At 48.1% G+C, this 16,426-nt stretch carries 14 protein-coding genes; 12 read left to right on the top strand and 2 right to left on the bottom strand.

All coding sequences use genetic code 11. From position 1 onward, the window contains the following. Window positions 1-8 precede the first annotated feature (8 nt). Entirely contained in the window at window positions 9-638 is a 630-nt protein-coding gene (locus GWG06_RS03470) for a hypothetical protein (protein ID WP_160711400.1), read from the bottom strand. Between the two features lie 233 nt (window positions 639-871). Between GWG06_RS03470 and GWG06_RS03465 the strand changes: the two genes are divergently transcribed. From GWG06_RS03465 to GWG06_RS03430, 8 genes are all read left to right on the top strand, one after another. Further along, window positions 872-1,861, top strand: a complete 990-nt coding sequence (locus GWG06_RS03465; RefSeq protein WP_235938116.1) for a hypothetical protein — start codon at window positions 872-874, stop codon at window positions 1,859-1,861. A 431-nt stretch (window positions 1,862-2,292) separates the two neighbouring features. Next, complete coding sequence (locus GWG06_RS03460) at window positions 2,293-4,323, top strand: M48 family metalloprotease (RefSeq protein ID WP_160711396.1); 2,031 nt, start codon at window positions 2,293-2,295, stop codon at window positions 4,321-4,323. A 90-nt stretch (window positions 4,324-4,413) separates the two neighbouring features. Further along, window positions 4,414-6,378, top strand: a complete 1,965-nt coding sequence (locus GWG06_RS03455) for a DNA polymerase III subunit gamma/tau (RefSeq protein WP_160711394.1) — start codon at window positions 4,414-4,416, stop codon at window positions 6,376-6,378. A gap of 117 nt (window positions 6,379-6,495) precedes the next feature. Then, the gene (locus tag GWG06_RS03450) at window positions 6,496-8,139 is read left to right on the top strand and encodes a pyruvate dehydrogenase complex dihydrolipoamide acetyltransferase (protein ID WP_160711392.1); all 1,644 of its coding nucleotides are present in this window, start codon (window positions 6,496-6,498) and stop codon (window positions 8,137-8,139) included. Between the two features lie 204 nt (window positions 8,140-8,343). Continuing rightward, window positions 8,344-8,850 carry a GbsR/MarR family transcriptional regulator gene (locus GWG06_RS03445; RefSeq protein WP_160711390.1) on the top strand — a complete coding sequence of 169 codons (507 nt, stop codon included), beginning with the start codon at window positions 8,344-8,346 and terminating at the stop codon, window positions 8,848-8,850. A gap of 56 nt (window positions 8,851-8,906) precedes the next feature. Further along, window positions 8,907-9,908: a TIGR01777 family oxidoreductase gene (locus GWG06_RS03440; protein WP_160711388.1), complete on the top strand. Its 1,002-nt coding sequence runs from the start codon at window positions 8,907-8,909 to the stop codon at window positions 9,906-9,908. 18 nt (window positions 9,909-9,926) lie between these two features. Beyond that, window positions 9,927-10,304: a CoA-binding protein gene (locus tag GWG06_RS03435; RefSeq protein ID WP_160711386.1), complete on the top strand. Its 378-nt coding sequence runs from the start codon at window positions 9,927-9,929 to the stop codon at window positions 10,302-10,304. A 214-nt stretch (window positions 10,305-10,518) separates the two neighbouring features. Beyond that, window positions 10,519-10,992, top strand: a complete 474-nt coding sequence (locus GWG06_RS03430; protein ID WP_127043434.1) for a ribonuclease H-like YkuK family protein — start codon at window positions 10,519-10,521, stop codon at window positions 10,990-10,992. A gap of 160 nt (window positions 10,993-11,152) precedes the next feature. Here the strand turns inward: GWG06_RS03430 and yihA are convergent, their stop codons facing one another. Next, window positions 11,153-11,761: a ribosome biogenesis GTP-binding protein YihA/YsxC gene (gene yihA / locus GWG06_RS03425; protein ID WP_127043435.1), complete on the bottom strand. Its 609-nt coding sequence runs from the start codon at window positions 11,759-11,761 to the stop codon at window positions 11,153-11,155. Between the two features lie 210 nt (window positions 11,762-11,971). On the opposite strand from yihA, the gene ubiE reads away from it, so the two are divergent. The 4 genes from ubiE (at window position 11,972) to GWG06_RS03405 (ending at window position 16,374) form a co-directional block, all read left to right on the top strand. After that, complete coding sequence (ubiE, locus tag GWG06_RS03420) at window positions 11,972-12,709, top strand: bifunctional demethylmenaquinone methyltransferase/2-methoxy-6-polyprenyl-1,4-benzoquinol methylase UbiE (RefSeq protein WP_127043436.1); 738 nt, start codon at window positions 11,972-11,974, stop codon at window positions 12,707-12,709. Then, window positions 12,682-13,383: a type IX secretion/gliding motility protein PorT/SprT gene (gene porT / locus GWG06_RS03415; protein ID WP_235938114.1), complete on the top strand. Its 702-nt coding sequence runs from the start codon at window positions 12,682-12,684 to the stop codon at window positions 13,381-13,383. Before ubiE ends, porT begins: the two co-directional genes overlap by 28 nt. A gap of 152 nt (window positions 13,384-13,535) precedes the next feature. Next, window positions 13,536-14,879, top strand: coding sequence for a dihydroorotase (locus GWG06_RS03410; protein ID WP_160711384.1), 1,344 nt, complete (start codon window positions 13,536-13,538; stop codon window positions 14,877-14,879). 166 nt (window positions 14,880-15,045) lie between these two features. Beyond that, complete coding sequence (locus GWG06_RS03405) at window positions 15,046-16,374, top strand: MutS-related protein (RefSeq protein ID WP_127043438.1); 1,329 nt, start codon at window positions 15,046-15,048, stop codon at window positions 16,372-16,374. The last annotated feature ends 52 nt before the right edge of the window (window positions 16,375-16,426 follow it).

The raw sequence follows: 16,426 nt of genomic DNA, 5'->3' as shown, positions 1-16,426 counted from the left end.
CCTGCAAATTACTGATTATTACGGGGTGAGGGCACACATTCGTAGGGATCCGGATTACCGGGAGGAGCAACTTTGCCGGCAGACCAGCAGAAATTCATAGCCTGACTGGTGATGCCCAGCAGCTTAATGTTTACTTTGGAGCCTTTACGGCTATTCGAAGCATTTACAGTGCCGGTGCCTTTTTCCGCGATATGTTGGATGGTATATTCTTCTGTCTTGAAAACTTCATTGTTATTACGCATATACTGCACCATCACCACGACGTTGTCCAGCGGGTATTCTGTCTGATTACGGACTATAACGCTGAGGTTCCGGATACCTCCCAGCAAACCGGTGCGGTAATCGCTGGCAGCAACAGTGATAAACTGTTGCCAGTTGCGGCGATAATAGGCGCGCCTTTCAATGAACTGCCCGGCTACGCGCTGCTGTACATCCCGTCGGTCATCGATTTGCCGGCTAACGTGGTTATATTCCTCCAGGCTTTTGCGCAGATCACGGTTTTCATTCCAGAGGCGCTGATTTTCAGACAGGATCCTGCGGGTATGCCTTTGCTCCCGGCAGTAGCCCAGGAACAGGATTACAATGAGGGTGAGCGATATAATGAGATAAATTTTACTACGGGTCATGAAAGTCTGCACAGAAAAAAATGTGCCAATGACTTTTTTTTTACATTTGTACAATAGCTTCAAATTGTCTCATGGAATTGATAATAGTAAATGATGCAATGCGTGCGGCGGATTTTTTAGCTGTGCACATCGCATTGAATAAGGAAGTACCTGGTTGGATAAGGCCATTGGATAAGGATATCGAGGGAGTATTTGACCCGGAAAAGAATAAGGCCTTCCGTCATGGTGAATGTATAAGATGGATTATGAAAGATGCAAAGGGCAATCTCACGGGGAGAATTGCCGCTTTTGTAAACAAAAAATATAAAAACAAGGGAGATACCTGTTCCGTTGGAGGTATAGGCTTTTTCGACTGTATAGATGATCAGGCGGCCGCCAACCTGCTGTTTGATACTGCCAAAGCGTGGCTGCAGGAAAGAGGAATGGGCGCCATGGACGGCCCTATCAACTTCGGCGAGCGGAATAACTGGTGGGGCCTGCTCACAGAGGGTTTTCACGAACCCCTATACGGCATGAACTTCAACCCGCAGTATTATATCCGGCTCTTCGAGCACTACGGTTTCAGATTATTCTTTAATCAGATATGCTACGGCATGCTGGTCAGTGAACGCTTACAGGATAAGTTTTATCAGCGTCATGCTATCATCAGCGAAGATCCTGCTTTTAAGGCGGTGCATATCCGTAAAAACCAGCTGGAAAAATTTGCGGAAGATTTCAGTATCGTCTACAATAAAGCATGGGCCAAGCATGCCGGCGGTAAAGATATGCCCAAAGCACAGGCCCTGGCGCTTTTCAAACAGATGAAACCTTTGCTGGATGAAAAGATCGCCTGGTTCGCCTATTACAATGATGAACCTATTGCCATCTGGCTGAACCTGCCGGACCTCAACCAGTACGTGAAGCACATGAACGGCAAAATGGATCTCATCGGTAAACTGAAATTCCTGTGGATGAAAATGACCGGCAGCTGTAAAAAGATGGTAGGCATTATCTTCGGGGTAATCCCGGAGTTCCAGAGCAAAGGCGTGGACGCCTATCTTATTGTGGAAGGCGCCAGGCTTATTCAGCAGTCCCGTATTTTTGTTGATTATGAAATGCAGTGGATCGGCGATTTCAACCCCCGGATGATGAATGTGGCGCAGAGCCTCGGCGCCACCCCTTCCCGGCAGCTGACCACCTACCGCTATATATTTGACCGCAACGCTCCATACGAGCGCCACCCCATAATCGAGTAAGAAAATTTGGTTATTTGATTATTTGATTATTTGAGATTCTGCGCCTGTTCATGATTTTCTCCGGAACCGATAAGTATCAAGGAGAATCATGAACAGGCACAAAATCTCAAATAACCAAATAATCAAATAACCAAGTCTTTCTTCTTTGTCACACTAACGTACTTTTACCATGCATGACGATTTAAAATATAGGTCGTCAAAACTCTTTAAAACGTCGGTTAACAGCCTCTTTCCGGTCTTCCTGCATTTTCCTGGTAACAGTTGCTTAGCAAATTAATCACTGAATTATCTCTATATTTAAATCCCTTTTGCGGCGACCAACGTATTTAACCTGATGTTTTGTTATGACCAACTTATATCCTGAAAGTCCGGGACCCCTTTATTCCGGTCTTTTGGAGTCCACAACGGTATTTAGGTTACAGCTAGTCAAGGTGATTGGTTTTATAGCGATATTCTTTCTGTTATATGTGGTAGTGCTGTTGACTGCTGTAACACTGGCGACTGCGTTCATTGTCGGGGGCATTGTGCTGATCGCTTATTATCATAATATTTACACTGTCATCCTGGGGCTGGCCCTCTCGGTGCTGGGCGGAATGGTATTGTTTTTCCTGATCCGGTTTCTTTTCAACAAGAATACGCCTGTTAACCCATACCGTACGGAGATACACGCCGGCAGCCATCCGCAGCTGTTTGATTTCATTGCCCGGCTGGTCGGCGAAACCAGGATTACTTTTCCGCAGAAGATATTTGTAGTGCCTGAAGTCAGTGCCAACGTTTTTTACAAAACCACTTTTTTAAGTCTGCTCTGGCCGGCGCGTAAAAACCTGGAAATAGGGCTGGGCCTGGTCAACAGCCTGAACATCAGTGAGTTTAAAATGGTGCTGGCCCGCGAGTTTGCCCACTTTTCCCGGCGCAGTATGAAGCTGGGCAGCTATGTATACACCCTTAATAAGGTGTTGTATAATATGTTGTATGAAAATCACAGCTGGAATGAGATGATGATCCGGTGGAGCGGGAACGGGAGTCTGCCGGGCTTTTTTGCGCATATCACCACCCTGATTGTAAATGGCATGCAATACCTGTTGCGGAAATTATATCACCTGATTAACCGGCAATATATGGAACTGAGCAGGGAGATGGAATTCCGGGCAGATGCGCTGGCAGTATCCCTGGCGGGCACCGCAGCTGCTATCAGCAGCATCCGCCGCATGGAGATGAGCAGCTATTGTATGGACAGCTGCATGCATAAATTGCAGGAGCTGGCAGAATGCGGCCAGCGTTTCAGCAATGTATTTTCCGTACAGCGCGCGCTGATAACGTATTACGCCGGGCAGAACAACATACAGCTTGATGCCCAGGAACTGCCGCTGTTGACAGACAGCTACTTTCATACTTTCCTTAAAAGCCGTGTGCAACTGCGGGAACAGTGGGCCAGTCATCCTACCCGGGAAGACCGCGAAGCGCGTTACCGGCAGGCCAATATCCTCTCTGAGCCGGCAACAGGCAGCGCATGGCAGTTGTTCAGTCAGCCTGAAACCTTGCAGCAGCAAAGCACACAGCAGTTATATGATCTGCTGGAACCTGATGAAGGCGGTTATGATCTGATAGAAACAGCAACATTTGTCAACAGCATTACCCAACGTCACCGGCTATACGAATATCCGAAAGCGTTCAATGACTATTACGACAACCGCTCTTTCGCTCCCATGCCGGAAGATACCTTTCTGCCGTATACTACGGCAGCAGAGGAGAGCATCTCCATGCAGGAAATCTATCATCCGGAGGTGATCCGGCGGATGCGCCGTTTTTACCGCGACCAGCAGGATGTGGAAACCCTGCAGGCCATTGCTCTCGGTCAGTTCCAGACCCGCTTCTTTGAATTTGACGGCCGTAAATACCGGGCGGCAGAGGCGCGGATACTTGCCCGCAAACTGGCCATGCATGTAGAACAGGAGCAACGCTGGCTGGCATCGCAGGACCGCCTGGCGATCCGGTATCATTACAACCGGGCGCTGCATCATGGCCCCGAAGCAGCTGCACAGCTGCAGGAAAAGTACCGGTACATCCTGATGCACCAGGCATTTGCCAACCGGCTGAACGACCAGGTGGTCCACATCATCCATCATATCAGCCAGCTGTTCAATATCGGCGCGGGTAATATAGATCAGGTGTGGCCCTGTGTGGATGAACTGACAAAAGAATGCTGGAACTTCCGGAGGCTGCTGCACGAGGTGATGAACTCTAAAGGATATAGCGGTTGTTTGACGGAGGAATTGTATAACCGGGTCATGCAGTTCCGGCAGCAGGATTGTGTGTTTGTCAATGACCATGTTCCGGACTACGCCGCCATACAGGAACTGCACGAGATTACATCTTCCGTAATGGAACAATACAACAACAGTAATATATTATATAAAAAATTATTCCTGGAGTTCTTACTGCGTTCAGAACCAGTTGGATAATATTCCCCTGAAACCGGCGCTGACACTACGTATTTTTCTCTTACTGAATTTGTGCGTATTTTCGGCCCTCGCGAAAGCGTTTGCAGTCATATGGAGAATTTTATCGTTTCAGCCCGTAAATACCGTCCACAGAACTTTTCAACAGTAGTAGGACAGGCGCATATTACCACCACTCTGAAGAATGCCATCCGCAACAGCCAGCTGGCCCACGCCTTTTTGTTTTGCGGGCCGCGCGGAGTTGGTAAAACCACCTGCGCCCGTATCCTGGCGAAGACCATCAACTGCGAAAACCTGCAGCCCGATGGGGAAGCCTGTAATGAATGTCATTCCTGCAAATCGTTCAATGAGGGCAGCTCCTTCAATATTCATGAGCTGGATGCCGCCTCCAACAACTCTGTAGATGATATACGTACGCTGGTAGAGCAGGTGCGCTTTGCGCCACAGGCCGGGAAATACAAGATCTATATTATAGACGAGGTGCATATGCTCAGTTCCTCGGCCTTCAACGCCTTTCTGAAAACCCTGGAAGAACCGCCTTCCTACGCTATCTTCATCCTGGCGACTACAGAAAAGCATAAGATATTGCCTACTATCCTGAGCCGGTGTCAGATCTTCGATTTCAAGCGCATCACCATCCAGGATACCGTAGACCACCTGAAGGAAATCTGTGAGAAGGAACAAATTCAGGCTGATGCCGACGCCCTGCACCTGGTAGCCCAGAAAACCGACGGCTGTATGCGCGACTCGCTCAGTACCCTGGATAAAATTGTGAGCTTCACCAGCGGGCATCTCACGTATCAGAATACCCTCGAACACCTGAATATCCTGGATTATGATTATTTCTTCAAGATCATGGATACTGTGCTGCAGCAGGATATAGCCAATGCCCTGCTGATATTTGATGAGATTTTACAGAAAGGTTTTGAGGGAGACAATTTCCTGAACGGCTGGGCAGAATTTCTGCGCAACCTGTTACTCAGCAAAGATGACAAGGCCCTTCACCTAGTAGAAGTATCAGGCAACCTGAAGGAAAGATATAAACAGCTGTCCGGTCAACTCAGTCCGGCTTACCTGATTACCGCGCTGCACCTGCTGAATGAAACGGAGATCAACTATCGCCTGGCGCGCAACAAGCGCCTGCATGTGGAGATGGCGCTGATCAAACTCTGTTTTCTGCAACAGGCAGTGACGCTGGTCAGCGATGACAGCACCGGGGAAGTATCAAAAAAAAAACTGGTAGCTGACGGTACGCCCGCACAGAAACTGCGCGCTCCCGGCGCTCAGCCGGTAACGGCCAGGACGCTGACAGACAAACCTGCTACCACCGCCAGTATAGCGGCTACGCAGCCGGAAGCCGCCAGGCTGACCGTAGAAACACCGGAAGTTAAACCGGCGCCGGCAGCAACTGCGCCTGCACCAGCTCCAGCTCCGGCTCCGGCAGCAATACCAACACCCGCTCCGGCCGCGACAGCGCCGGTGCCTCCACCCGTAGCAGCACCGGCTCCTTCCATAGCGCCGGCAGCACCTGTACCTGCCACCACGGCCACACCGCCGGTCAGCACACCGGTGCAGGCGCCTAAACCTGCAGCAGCGGGGGGCGGTAAGCTCACCGGACTGGCAGCCATGAAAGAAGCGCTGGCAGCCAAACAGCAGGACCACAACGTAGTACAGGCCATCCCGCTTACTTCCGGCGCACTGCACGTATACTGGGAAGAGTTCATCGATAAATTCAGGCAGGCCAATAAAATGACCGTGGTGAGCAACCTGCAGCTGGCGGTACTGAAACTGCTGGACACCGCCGAAATCGGTATTGTGAGCCGTAACATCGTACAGTTCCGGTTCATGGAAGAAGAGAAGCTCGAGATCTCCGAGTTCTTCAAACAGAAATTCAACAATCCGGCTATCATCCTGACCCTGCAGCTGGATGAAAGCCAGCAGGCACAGGATATAGGCCCGGCGCCGCTCTCCAGCCGTGAACAATTCCAGCAGATGGCAGATAAATATCCGCTGGTAAAAGAACTGAAGGACAGACTCAATATGGAACTTGATTTTTAATCAGGATTCTATTGTTATATATTAACTATCATTGGACTTTTTTAAACAGTTTACAATACCTTCTTTGCGTTTTTGCGCAAAAACATGTAGGTTTGAACAAAATTTTGAATAAACACTATGGCAGAAGTTATCAGAATGCCCCTCCTGAGTGATACGATGACGGAAGGGGTGATTGCGGAATGGCATAAAAAGGTGGGCGATCAAGTAAAGGCAGACGATGTTATTGCTGAAGTGGAGACCGACAAGGCTACAATGGAAGTGATGGGTTATGTGGAAGGAACCTTATTGTATATCGGTGTGGAGAAGGGAAAAGCAGCAAAGGTAAATGGAATCATTGCCATTGTGGGGAAACCCGGGGAAGACTACAAACCACTTCTCGATAAAGAATCCGGCGCTCCGGCCGCAGCTCCTGCTCAACCAGCCGCTGCCGCACCGGCACCACAGGCCGCGCCAGCCGCTGCCCCTGCTGCTGATGATGCTGCATTGAAAGAAGCACTGAAAAATGCTACTGTTATCCGTATGCCGCTCCTGAGCGATACCATGACAGAAGGTAAAATAGTTGCCTGGAACAAGAAAGTAGGCGACGTAGTAAAAAGCGATGATGTACTGGCAGAAGTAGAAACTGATAAAGCCACCATGGAAGTTATTGGTTATGCTGACGGTACCTTATTATATGTAGGTGTTAAAGAAGGAGAAGCTGCAAAAGTAAACGGTATTATTGCCATTGTTGGTAAAGCCGGCACCAATGTAGATCCTATCCTGGCTGCTGAAAATGCGGCTCCTGCCGCTACTGCCGGCGCTGCTGCACCTGCTGCCAATGGAACGCCTGCTCCCGCAGCTGCTGTTGCCGAAGCTCCTGCTGCCGCTGCCAACACTGCTGACGGCCGCGTAAAAGCGTCTCCGCTGGCTAAAAAACTGGCTGCTGAAAAAGGTATAGATATTAACCAGGTAGCCGGTACCGGCGACAATGGCCGTATCGTGAAGAAAGACGTGGATAACTTTGTTCCGTCTGCCGCTCCTGCAGCTGCCAAACCTGCTGCCGGCGCACCAGCAGCTTCAGCATTTGTACCTGCCGGTCAGGAAGGTTACACTGATACACCGCTCTCCCAGATGCGTAAAGTGATTGCAAAACGCCTCAGCGAAAGCAAATTCACCGCGCCTCACTTCTATCTGAAAATAGATGTGAACATGGACAAAGCGATGGAAGCCCGCAAAGCGATCAACGAAATTTCTCCTGCCAAGATCTCCTTTAATGATATGGTGATTAAAGCCTGTGCATTGGCGCTGCGTCAGCATCCTGATGTAAACAGCAGCTGGATGGGCGATTTCATCCGTCATAACCACCATGTGCATATTGGTTCTGCCGTAGCTATCGAAGATGGCCTGATTGTTCCGGTGATCCGTTTTGCAGATCAGAAAACACTGAGCCAGATAGCCACTGAGGCAAAAAGCCTGTACGATAAAGCTAAAAACAAGAAACTGCAGCCACAGGATTTCAGCGGTAATACCTTCACCGTTTCCAACCTGGGTATGCTGGGCATCGACGAGTTCACCGCTATCATCAACCCGCCGGATTCAGCCATCCTGGCTGTAGGTGGTATCAAGGAAACTGCCGTTATTGAAAACGGTCAGGTGAAAATAGCCAACATCATGAAACTGACCCTCAGCTGCGACCACAGAAGCGTGGATGGCGCTGTAGGCGCACGTTTCCTGGCTACCCTGAAAACTTACCTGGAGAACCCGGTGACAATGCTGGTTTAATTTTATCATTTTATTATTTGGTTATTTGAGATTTAACCTTAGCGAATAGAAAAATGCAGCGGAGAATATCTGCTGCATTTTTTTTATCCGCTCAGGTCAAATCTCAAATAACCAAATAATAAAAATCTCAAATAATCTTTGTTTTCATAAAGTTTTGAAAGTTCAAAAACTTGGCTTACTTTTGATTCATAAACAAATACATTCATGAATTTAGCGGAGGCAAAAGCACAGTTTGTTCAGACCTGGGGTTCCCTGGGAGCGCAATGGGGCATTAACCGTACGATGGCCCAGATACATGCGTTACTGCTGGTGATGCCTGATCCGCTCAGTGCAGATGATATTATGGCGGAGCTGAATATCTCCCGTGGTAATACCAATATGAATGTAAGGGAACTGATTAACTGGGGCCTGGTAGAAAGAGTGCTGATTCCGGGTGAGAGGAAGGAATTTTTTGTGGCAGAAAAGGATATCTGGAAGGTGGCCACCTATATTGCCCGCGAGAGAAAGAAGCGCGAGCTGGACCCCATTATGAAAGTACTGCAGCAACTCCAGCAGGCAGAAGGCGATCCGCGGGATAAAGAGCTGAAAGCCTTTAAAGACTCCATTTCCAATATCAACAAGTTTGCGTCGCAGACGGATAAGACGATCAGCGCATTCATTAAATCAGAAGAAAACTGGTTCTACAGCAGCCTGCTCAAACTCATTAAATAAATTTTTTTCCGCCATTCTTTCAATATTTTCAGAAACTTCCAAACAATAGAAAAGAAATGAAAAACAAAAATACCTTCTCCCTCCCTGCTCATCCGGACGATATTCCCGTTCCGGAGAATAAACGCATTGTCATCGCCGGCGGCAGCGGTTTCATAGGAAGCGGGCTGGCAGAACATTTCGGGCAGCATAACGATATTATCATCCTTACACGCAGGCCACAGGCCCCGCAAGGGCGGGTGCAGTACCTGGCCTGGGATGGCCGCACCCGCGGGGAATGGGCCTCCGCACTGGAAAACACTGACCTGCTCATCAACCTCACCGGCAAAAGCGTGAACTGCCGTTATACCGCCGCTAACCGCCAGGCAATCTTTGACAGCAGAACCAACGCCACCCGCATACTGGGAGAGGTCATTCAAACGCTGCAATCGCCGCCCCGCCTGTGGATCAACGCTGCCAGCGCCACCATATACCGGCATGCCACCGACCGCCCCATGGATGAAGCAGGCGGAGAAATAGAAAACGATTTCTCCGTACAGGTATGTAAGCAATGGGAGCAGACTTTCCAGGATATAACGCTGCCCCATACACGAAAAGCCATTCTTCGTATAGGCGTAACCATTGGCTGGCAGAACGGCGGCGTCATACATCCTTACCTCAACCTCGTGAAGTTTGGTCTGGGTGGCCACCAGGGCAACGGCCGCCAGATGTTCACCTGGATACATATTACCGACGTATGCCGTATGATGGCCTGGCTGCTGCACCGGCAGGACCTGTCCGGAATATTTAACTGCACCTCCCCCCATCCCGTTACCAATAAGCTATTCATGCGCCGGCTGCGCGAAAGTACCGGCCATACTTTTGGTCTGCCGGCGCCGGCGGCCCTCCTGGAACTAGGTGCAGCCATTATCGGCACAGAAACAGAACTGCTGCTGAAAAGCAGATGGGTGCTGCCTTCAAGGGCATTGCAGGAAGGGTTTACCTTTCAGTTTCCCCACCTTCCGGACGCCTTCGGGGATATCATCGCCCACCTGCCGCGGACCGCTTACCACTTGTTTTGAATTTCGTACCTTAGAAATATGGAAACCACCAACAATACAAAACGCACGGTAGTATTAGGCGCATCGCCTAACCCGGAAAGATACAGCTTCATGGCTGTTAACCGGCTCAAATCGAAAGGACATCCGGTAGTAGCCATCGGCAGCAGGGCCGCAGACATCGGCGATACGCCCATTATCACCACACCTCCGGCAGTGGAAGACGTAGATACGGTAACACTTTACCTGAATCCGGCACGGCAGCAGCAGTACTATGATTATATACTGCAGCTGAAGCCCAGAAGAATTATTTTCAATCCGGGCGCTGAAAATACTGAGCTGGAAAACATCGCCCGTAAAAACAACATCGAGCCGGTGAATGCCTGCACCCTTGTATTACTGAGCACCGGCCAGTTCTAGCGCCTCCGCCTTACTTTCTTCCGGAAATAATATTTAAATCACCTGTTGGTTACCAAATAACTGACAGGTTTTCGTATATTCGATAAATATATATCAGTTGCTTAACCCTATAGACGCATTCCATCCTGTTAACCCGAAATAGCTTGGCATTACTTCATCTGGCTGGCATTAGTATGTACAACATTGCACACGTTCACCCTTTAATATATATTTTATGCAATGGAGACGATTTAATGGAGAGGCCATCCACCTTCCAATCAAGGAAGAAGTACGGGAGGCCATTATCCGGGAAAGCGCACGGGGTTACCGCCTCAAAGTATGCATCGGCACGGATTCCCAGGTAAAAGGCCTGGATACCGAATTTGCTACGGTCATTGTATTCCTGCGGGAAGGCCACGGCGGATTTATGTTTATCCACAATGAAAAAACGAAGGACTGCTACTCCATCAAGGAGCGTATGCTCGTGGAGGTAGCCAAGAGTATTGAAATCGCTTATGAGCTGTGCGACCTGTTTACAGCATATGATGTGGACATGGAAGTACACGCGGACATCAATACCAATCCTCAGTTTAAAAGTAACCTGGCCCTGCGTGAAGCCATGGGTTACATCCTGGGAATGGGCTTTGCCTTTAAAGCCAAGCCGGAAGCCTTTGCCAGCAGCAGCTGCGCCAATAAGGTAGTTAATTAAGCCCCGGCCACGCACCTGTTTGTTGTACCTCTCTCATTTAATTTTATGACGTGCTGCCACGTCAGGTAAACTCCTCTCCCCTTTTCAGCCCTGATTTCCGGACATAAAAAAACTAACGCTTATGGTTAAACGTTAGCCTTTCCTGTGTATAATATGTTTATCAGGCGATAGCCCTGAATTGTGCATTCAGCTCTTCGATATAGCCCAGGATAGCATCCCTGCCGGATTTTTTCACCGTTGAAGTCACAAAATTAGGCGGCAGAAACTGCCAGGTTTCCCGCATCTTGTTCAGAAACGCCTTTACGTTGCGGCTTACTTCCGCCTGCGTGCTCTTGTCTGCTTTGGTGAAAACAAGGCTGAAAGGAATCTGCCACTCGCCCAGCTGATTGATAAAATCAATATCTATTTTCTGGGGATTATGGCGGCTGTCGATCAGCACAAACACATTCACCAGATTAGTTCTTTTACGCAGATAGTTCTCAATCATCTGTTCCCACTGGCGGCGCTGGGACATGCTCCTTTTAGCAAAGCCATATCCGGGCAGATCCACCAGGTACCAGTCTTTATTCATCAGAAAATGGTTGATCAGCGTGGTTTTACCTGGTGTACCCGAAGTTTTGGCCAGCTTCTCATTATTCGCCAGAATATTGATCAGGGAAGATTTCCCCACATTGGAACGCCCGATAAAAGCGTATTCCGGCAGGTTGGGTGTCGGACATTTATCCCATGAAGGGCTACTGATCAGGTACTCTGCAGATTTGATAATCATAATAATGCACTGTTTAATTAATACTGTCCTCTGTAAGGCGTCATTTGAGATTTACGGATTTTTTGATTTTCTGATGTTGGAATTTATACCATACAGCAAAGATCCGCACAAATTTTTTCGCTGCATTTATACATTCCGATATCAAGAAATTCCAAAATCCGTAAATCTCAAATAAATAAATTAGTTCACAACTTTCGTAACTTGCGCCCTATGTCAAATGTTCAGAAGATTGTTCCCTTTGAAGGGTCAAAATTAAGCAAGAAGGAGCAGATAGCGTCCATGTTTGATGATATTGCTCACCGGTATGACTTTCTTAACCATTTTATGTCACTTGGTATAGATGTCATCTGGCGCAAAAAGGCGCTTTCTTACCTGAAATCCCTTCAGCCCAAAAAGATGCTGGATATTGCTACCGGCACGGGAGATTTCGCGGTAATGGCGGAAAAGCGGCTGCAACCTGACAGTATTATGGGCATAGACATCTCTGAAGGCATGCTGGCCATTGGAAGGGAAAAAATCAAAAAACGGGGCCTGGAGCACAAAATAACCCTGCAGCAGGGCGATAGTGAAACAATATCTTTTCCGGATGCAGCGTTTGATGCCATAACGGTAGCCTTTGGTGTGAGAAATTTTGAAAACCTGGAGAAAGGGCTGTCTGAAATGAGACGGGTATTGAGACCTGGCGGAAAATTAGTGATCCTGGAATTTTCAAACCCAACTGTTTTTCCCATTAAACAATTATATAATTCGTATTTTCGTTATATAGTTCCCCTGTTCGGGAAATGGATAGCCAAAAGCCAGGCGGCCTACAGTTATCTGCCTGAATCTGTGAAAGCGTTTCCGCAGGGAGAAGCAATGCGAACAATATTAACTAACACAGGTTTCCAGGCCGTTACATGCAAAACGCTTACATTCGGCATATGTTCTATCTACTGCGCTACGCGCTGATATTCCTGTTAGCTCTGACCGTGCTTCCGGCAAAGGCACAGACTAACCTGAATATGGAAGATCATGATGCAAAACCCTATTACTTCGGCATTACATTGGCTGCTAATCAGTCATTCTTTAAACTGTATCATGCCCCTGCCTTCCTGTCGGACGATTCCATCATGGTAGCAGAACCTTTGAAAACAATGGGCTTCAACCTGGGGTTGCTGGCCAATGCCCGTCTCAGCGAGCATTTTGACCTTCGTTTCAATCCGCAGCTGCTCTTTGCTTCCAAAAACCTCTATTACCGGGATACCTATCCCAAGCCGCAGGATACGGAAAAGAAGATAGAATCCATTCTGCTCAGCTTCCCGCTGCAGCTGAAGTTTAAATCCGACCGTATCGGCAATATGCGCGTTTACGTGATCGGCGGCCTCAAATACGATTATGACCTGGCCTCCAATGCGCGGGCCCGAAAAGCAGAAAATCTCATCAAAATAAAGACCAGCGACTATGGATACGAGTTCGGAGCCGGCTTCGAATTCTATTTCGAGAGCTTTATCTTCTCCCCTGAATTCAAAATCAGCAACGGCATTGGCAATGTACTGGTCAAAGACCCTAATTTGCGGTACTCCAATGTGATAGAAAAGCTGCAATCGAGGATGATAGTGTTTTCGATACACCTGGAAGGATAATTACGAATTACGAATTATGAATTACGAATGACAGGCGGAGATATTAGCGAAGATAACAGCAATAACCTTTTTGGAACTGTTTCCATCTTCGCTAACATCTCCGCCTGTCACTCGTAATTCATAATTCGTAATTCGTAATTATCTTTGCTCCTATGCAAAATTATCTCATCAAAAACATAGCTGTAGTAAACGAAGGTAGTACTACTGTTCAGGACATATATATCAGGGAGGGCCGTATTGAAAAGATGGCTCCGCAGATCAGTATCAGCGGTAATTACGTTGAAATTGACGGTACCGGCAAGCATTTGCTGCCGGGGGTGATTGATGACCAGGTGCATTTCAGGGAGCCGGGACTGACAGAAAAGGCTACTATCTATACGGAAGCCAGGGCAGCGGTAGCGGGCGGTACCACCAGTTTTATGGAGATGCCCAATACTAAGCCGGCGGCGCTGACGCAGGAGTTGCTGGAAGATAAATATGCTATCGGGAAACAGCATTCACTGGCCAATTACTCCTTTTTTATGGGGGCTTCCAATGATAATGTGGAAGAAATCCTGAAAACCAATGCCAAAAAGGATATTGTCTGTGGTGTGAAGGTGTTTATGGGATCTTCCACCGGTAATATGCTGGTAGATAATTATCTCACGCTGGAGAAGATTTTTTCTTCTACTGAGTTGCTGGTAGCCACCCATTGCGAAGATGAGAAAATCGTCCGGCATAATGCGGAGCTGTTCAAACAGGAGAAGGGGGATCAGCTCACCGCAGCGGATCATCCGCTGATACGCAGTGTGGAGGCTTGTTTCGAATCATCCTGGACGGCCATACAGTTTGCCAAAAAACATGATGCCCGTTTACATATCCTGCATATTTCCACCGCCAAGGAATTACAGCTGTTTACCAATATGATGCCGCTGGCTGATAAGCGCATTACTGCCGAAGTTTGTGTGCACCACCTGCATTTTACAGCAGATGATTATGCACAATACGGCAACCTGATTAAATGCAATCCTGCCATTAAATCGGCCGACAATAAGGCTGCGCTGTGGGAAGGGCTGCTGGACGACAGGCTGGATATCATTGCCACAGATCATGCGCCGCATACCTGGGCCGAAAAGCAGCAGCCTTATCAGCAGGCGCCGTCCGGCGTACCGCTGGTACAGCATAGCCTGCTGCTCATGCTCCAGTATGTGAAGGAAGGCAGGATTTCCATAGAAAAAGTAGCAGAGAAAATGAGCCATGCACCGGCCATCTGCTTCCGTATAAAAGAAAGAGGCTTTATCAGGGAAGGCTATTTTGCAGATCTCGTGATCGCAGACCTGCAGGGCAATACCGGCGTAAATAAGGAAAACATCTACTACAAATGCGGCTGGAGCCCGTTTGAAGGCCATACCTTCCCTGCCGCCATTACCCACACCTTCGTCAGCGGCCACCTCGCATACGAAAACGGCCAGTTCAACGAAAACGTGAAAGGCCACAGACTGACATTTAATATTTAGTTATTTGGTTATTTGAGATTTGAGATTTGGCCTGCAGGGTAGATTTTTTTGTGAAGATCTTCGTTGCAGGCCAAATCTCAAATAAAAAAATAATCAAATAATTAAATGGTTATGGAATTTCCAGGGTGGTGCATCTTCCACTTTATATTAACCAAAATGATGTTGCATGCAACTGGACAAAACATCCTATTACGACTTATCGATCTTTAACAGAGACGAAGAGTATTCCCTGTTTCACCGGCTTGATTTCACGACTACTGCGGGCGGAAGAGATTATCTGCGCCAGCTGTTCAGTACTCCATTGCAGGACATCGCTGCCATAACGCACCGGCAGAAAGCGCTGCAATATATACTGGACAGGGAAAGCAACTGGCCTTCCATTATCTCCAATGGCACTATAGTGGTGGTGGAAAATTATATGGAGGCGCAGATAGAGCCTATTTCCAATACCGAGGGGGTGGCCCTGCGTATACAGGCCGTTATCAATAAGACATTGTATGCGCCTGACTTTGGTTACATCAAGTTTTCCTTTACGCAGCTGGTGAATCTGCTGCGTGGTTTCCGCACATTTGTAGAAGTGTTTAACGGCGACGATGCCCCGAAAGTGCTGAAAGTCTTGCTGGACAGGGCACAATCGTTACTGCACCGGAATGAGTTCAATGATATACTGGAGATAGAAGCGGCAGGCAGACTGAATTACGTCGAGATCCTGCGTTATGATAATTATGTCAGAAAGCGGCATAAGAAAGTGGTAGAGGAGCTGATTACACTGTATCATCAGCTGGATGCGTTTTATGCGATGGCGAAGGCGGTGAAGCATTTCGACCTGCATTTTCCGGTGTTCACCGGCAGTACGCGGCCGGTGGTGAAGGCCAGGCAGCTGTATCATATCATATTACCTACGCCGGTGGCGTACGATATAGTGCTGAACGAGCAGCAGCATTTTATGTTTCTGACGGGGGCCAATATGGCCGGGAAAACTACGTTTATCCGTGCCGTGGGTATAGCGGTGTTTATGGCGCATATCGGGATGGGCGTACCGGCGGCGGAGATGGAGCTGAGTTTCTTCCATGGCATTTTCAGCAATATCCAGGTACAGGACAACATTTTCAAGGGGGAAAGTTATTTCTACAGTGAGGTACTGCGCATCAAGCATACCATTCAGCAGATCAACAACGGAAAGAACTGGCTGGTGCTGATAGACGAGATGTTTAAGGGTACCAATGTGGAAGATGCCAGGAACTGTTCCCTGGCGGTTATCCGGGGATTGCTGAACAGTTCGGACTGTTTGTTTATTTTATCTACCCACCTGTATGAGATAGCAGATGAACTGCGGGATGAGCCGAGGATATTATTTAAATATTTTGAGTCGGAGGTGATAGATGACAACCTGCATTTTACTTATCTGTTGAAAGATGGTATAGCAAAGGAGAAGATCGGGTATCTGATACTGAAGCGGGAGAAGGTGCTGGATTTATTAAAAGAGATAAAATAGGAAAGGCGGAGAAAATTTCTCCGCCTTTTTTGTGCCCTTTCCCCATTTTTCA

This window comes from Chitinophaga solisilvae (genome assembly GCF_009928525.1).
GTDB lineage: Bacteria > Bacteroidota > Bacteroidia > Chitinophagales > Chitinophagaceae > Chitinophaga > Chitinophaga solisilvae.
This window is presented reverse-complemented; position numbering and strand designations above follow the sequence as displayed.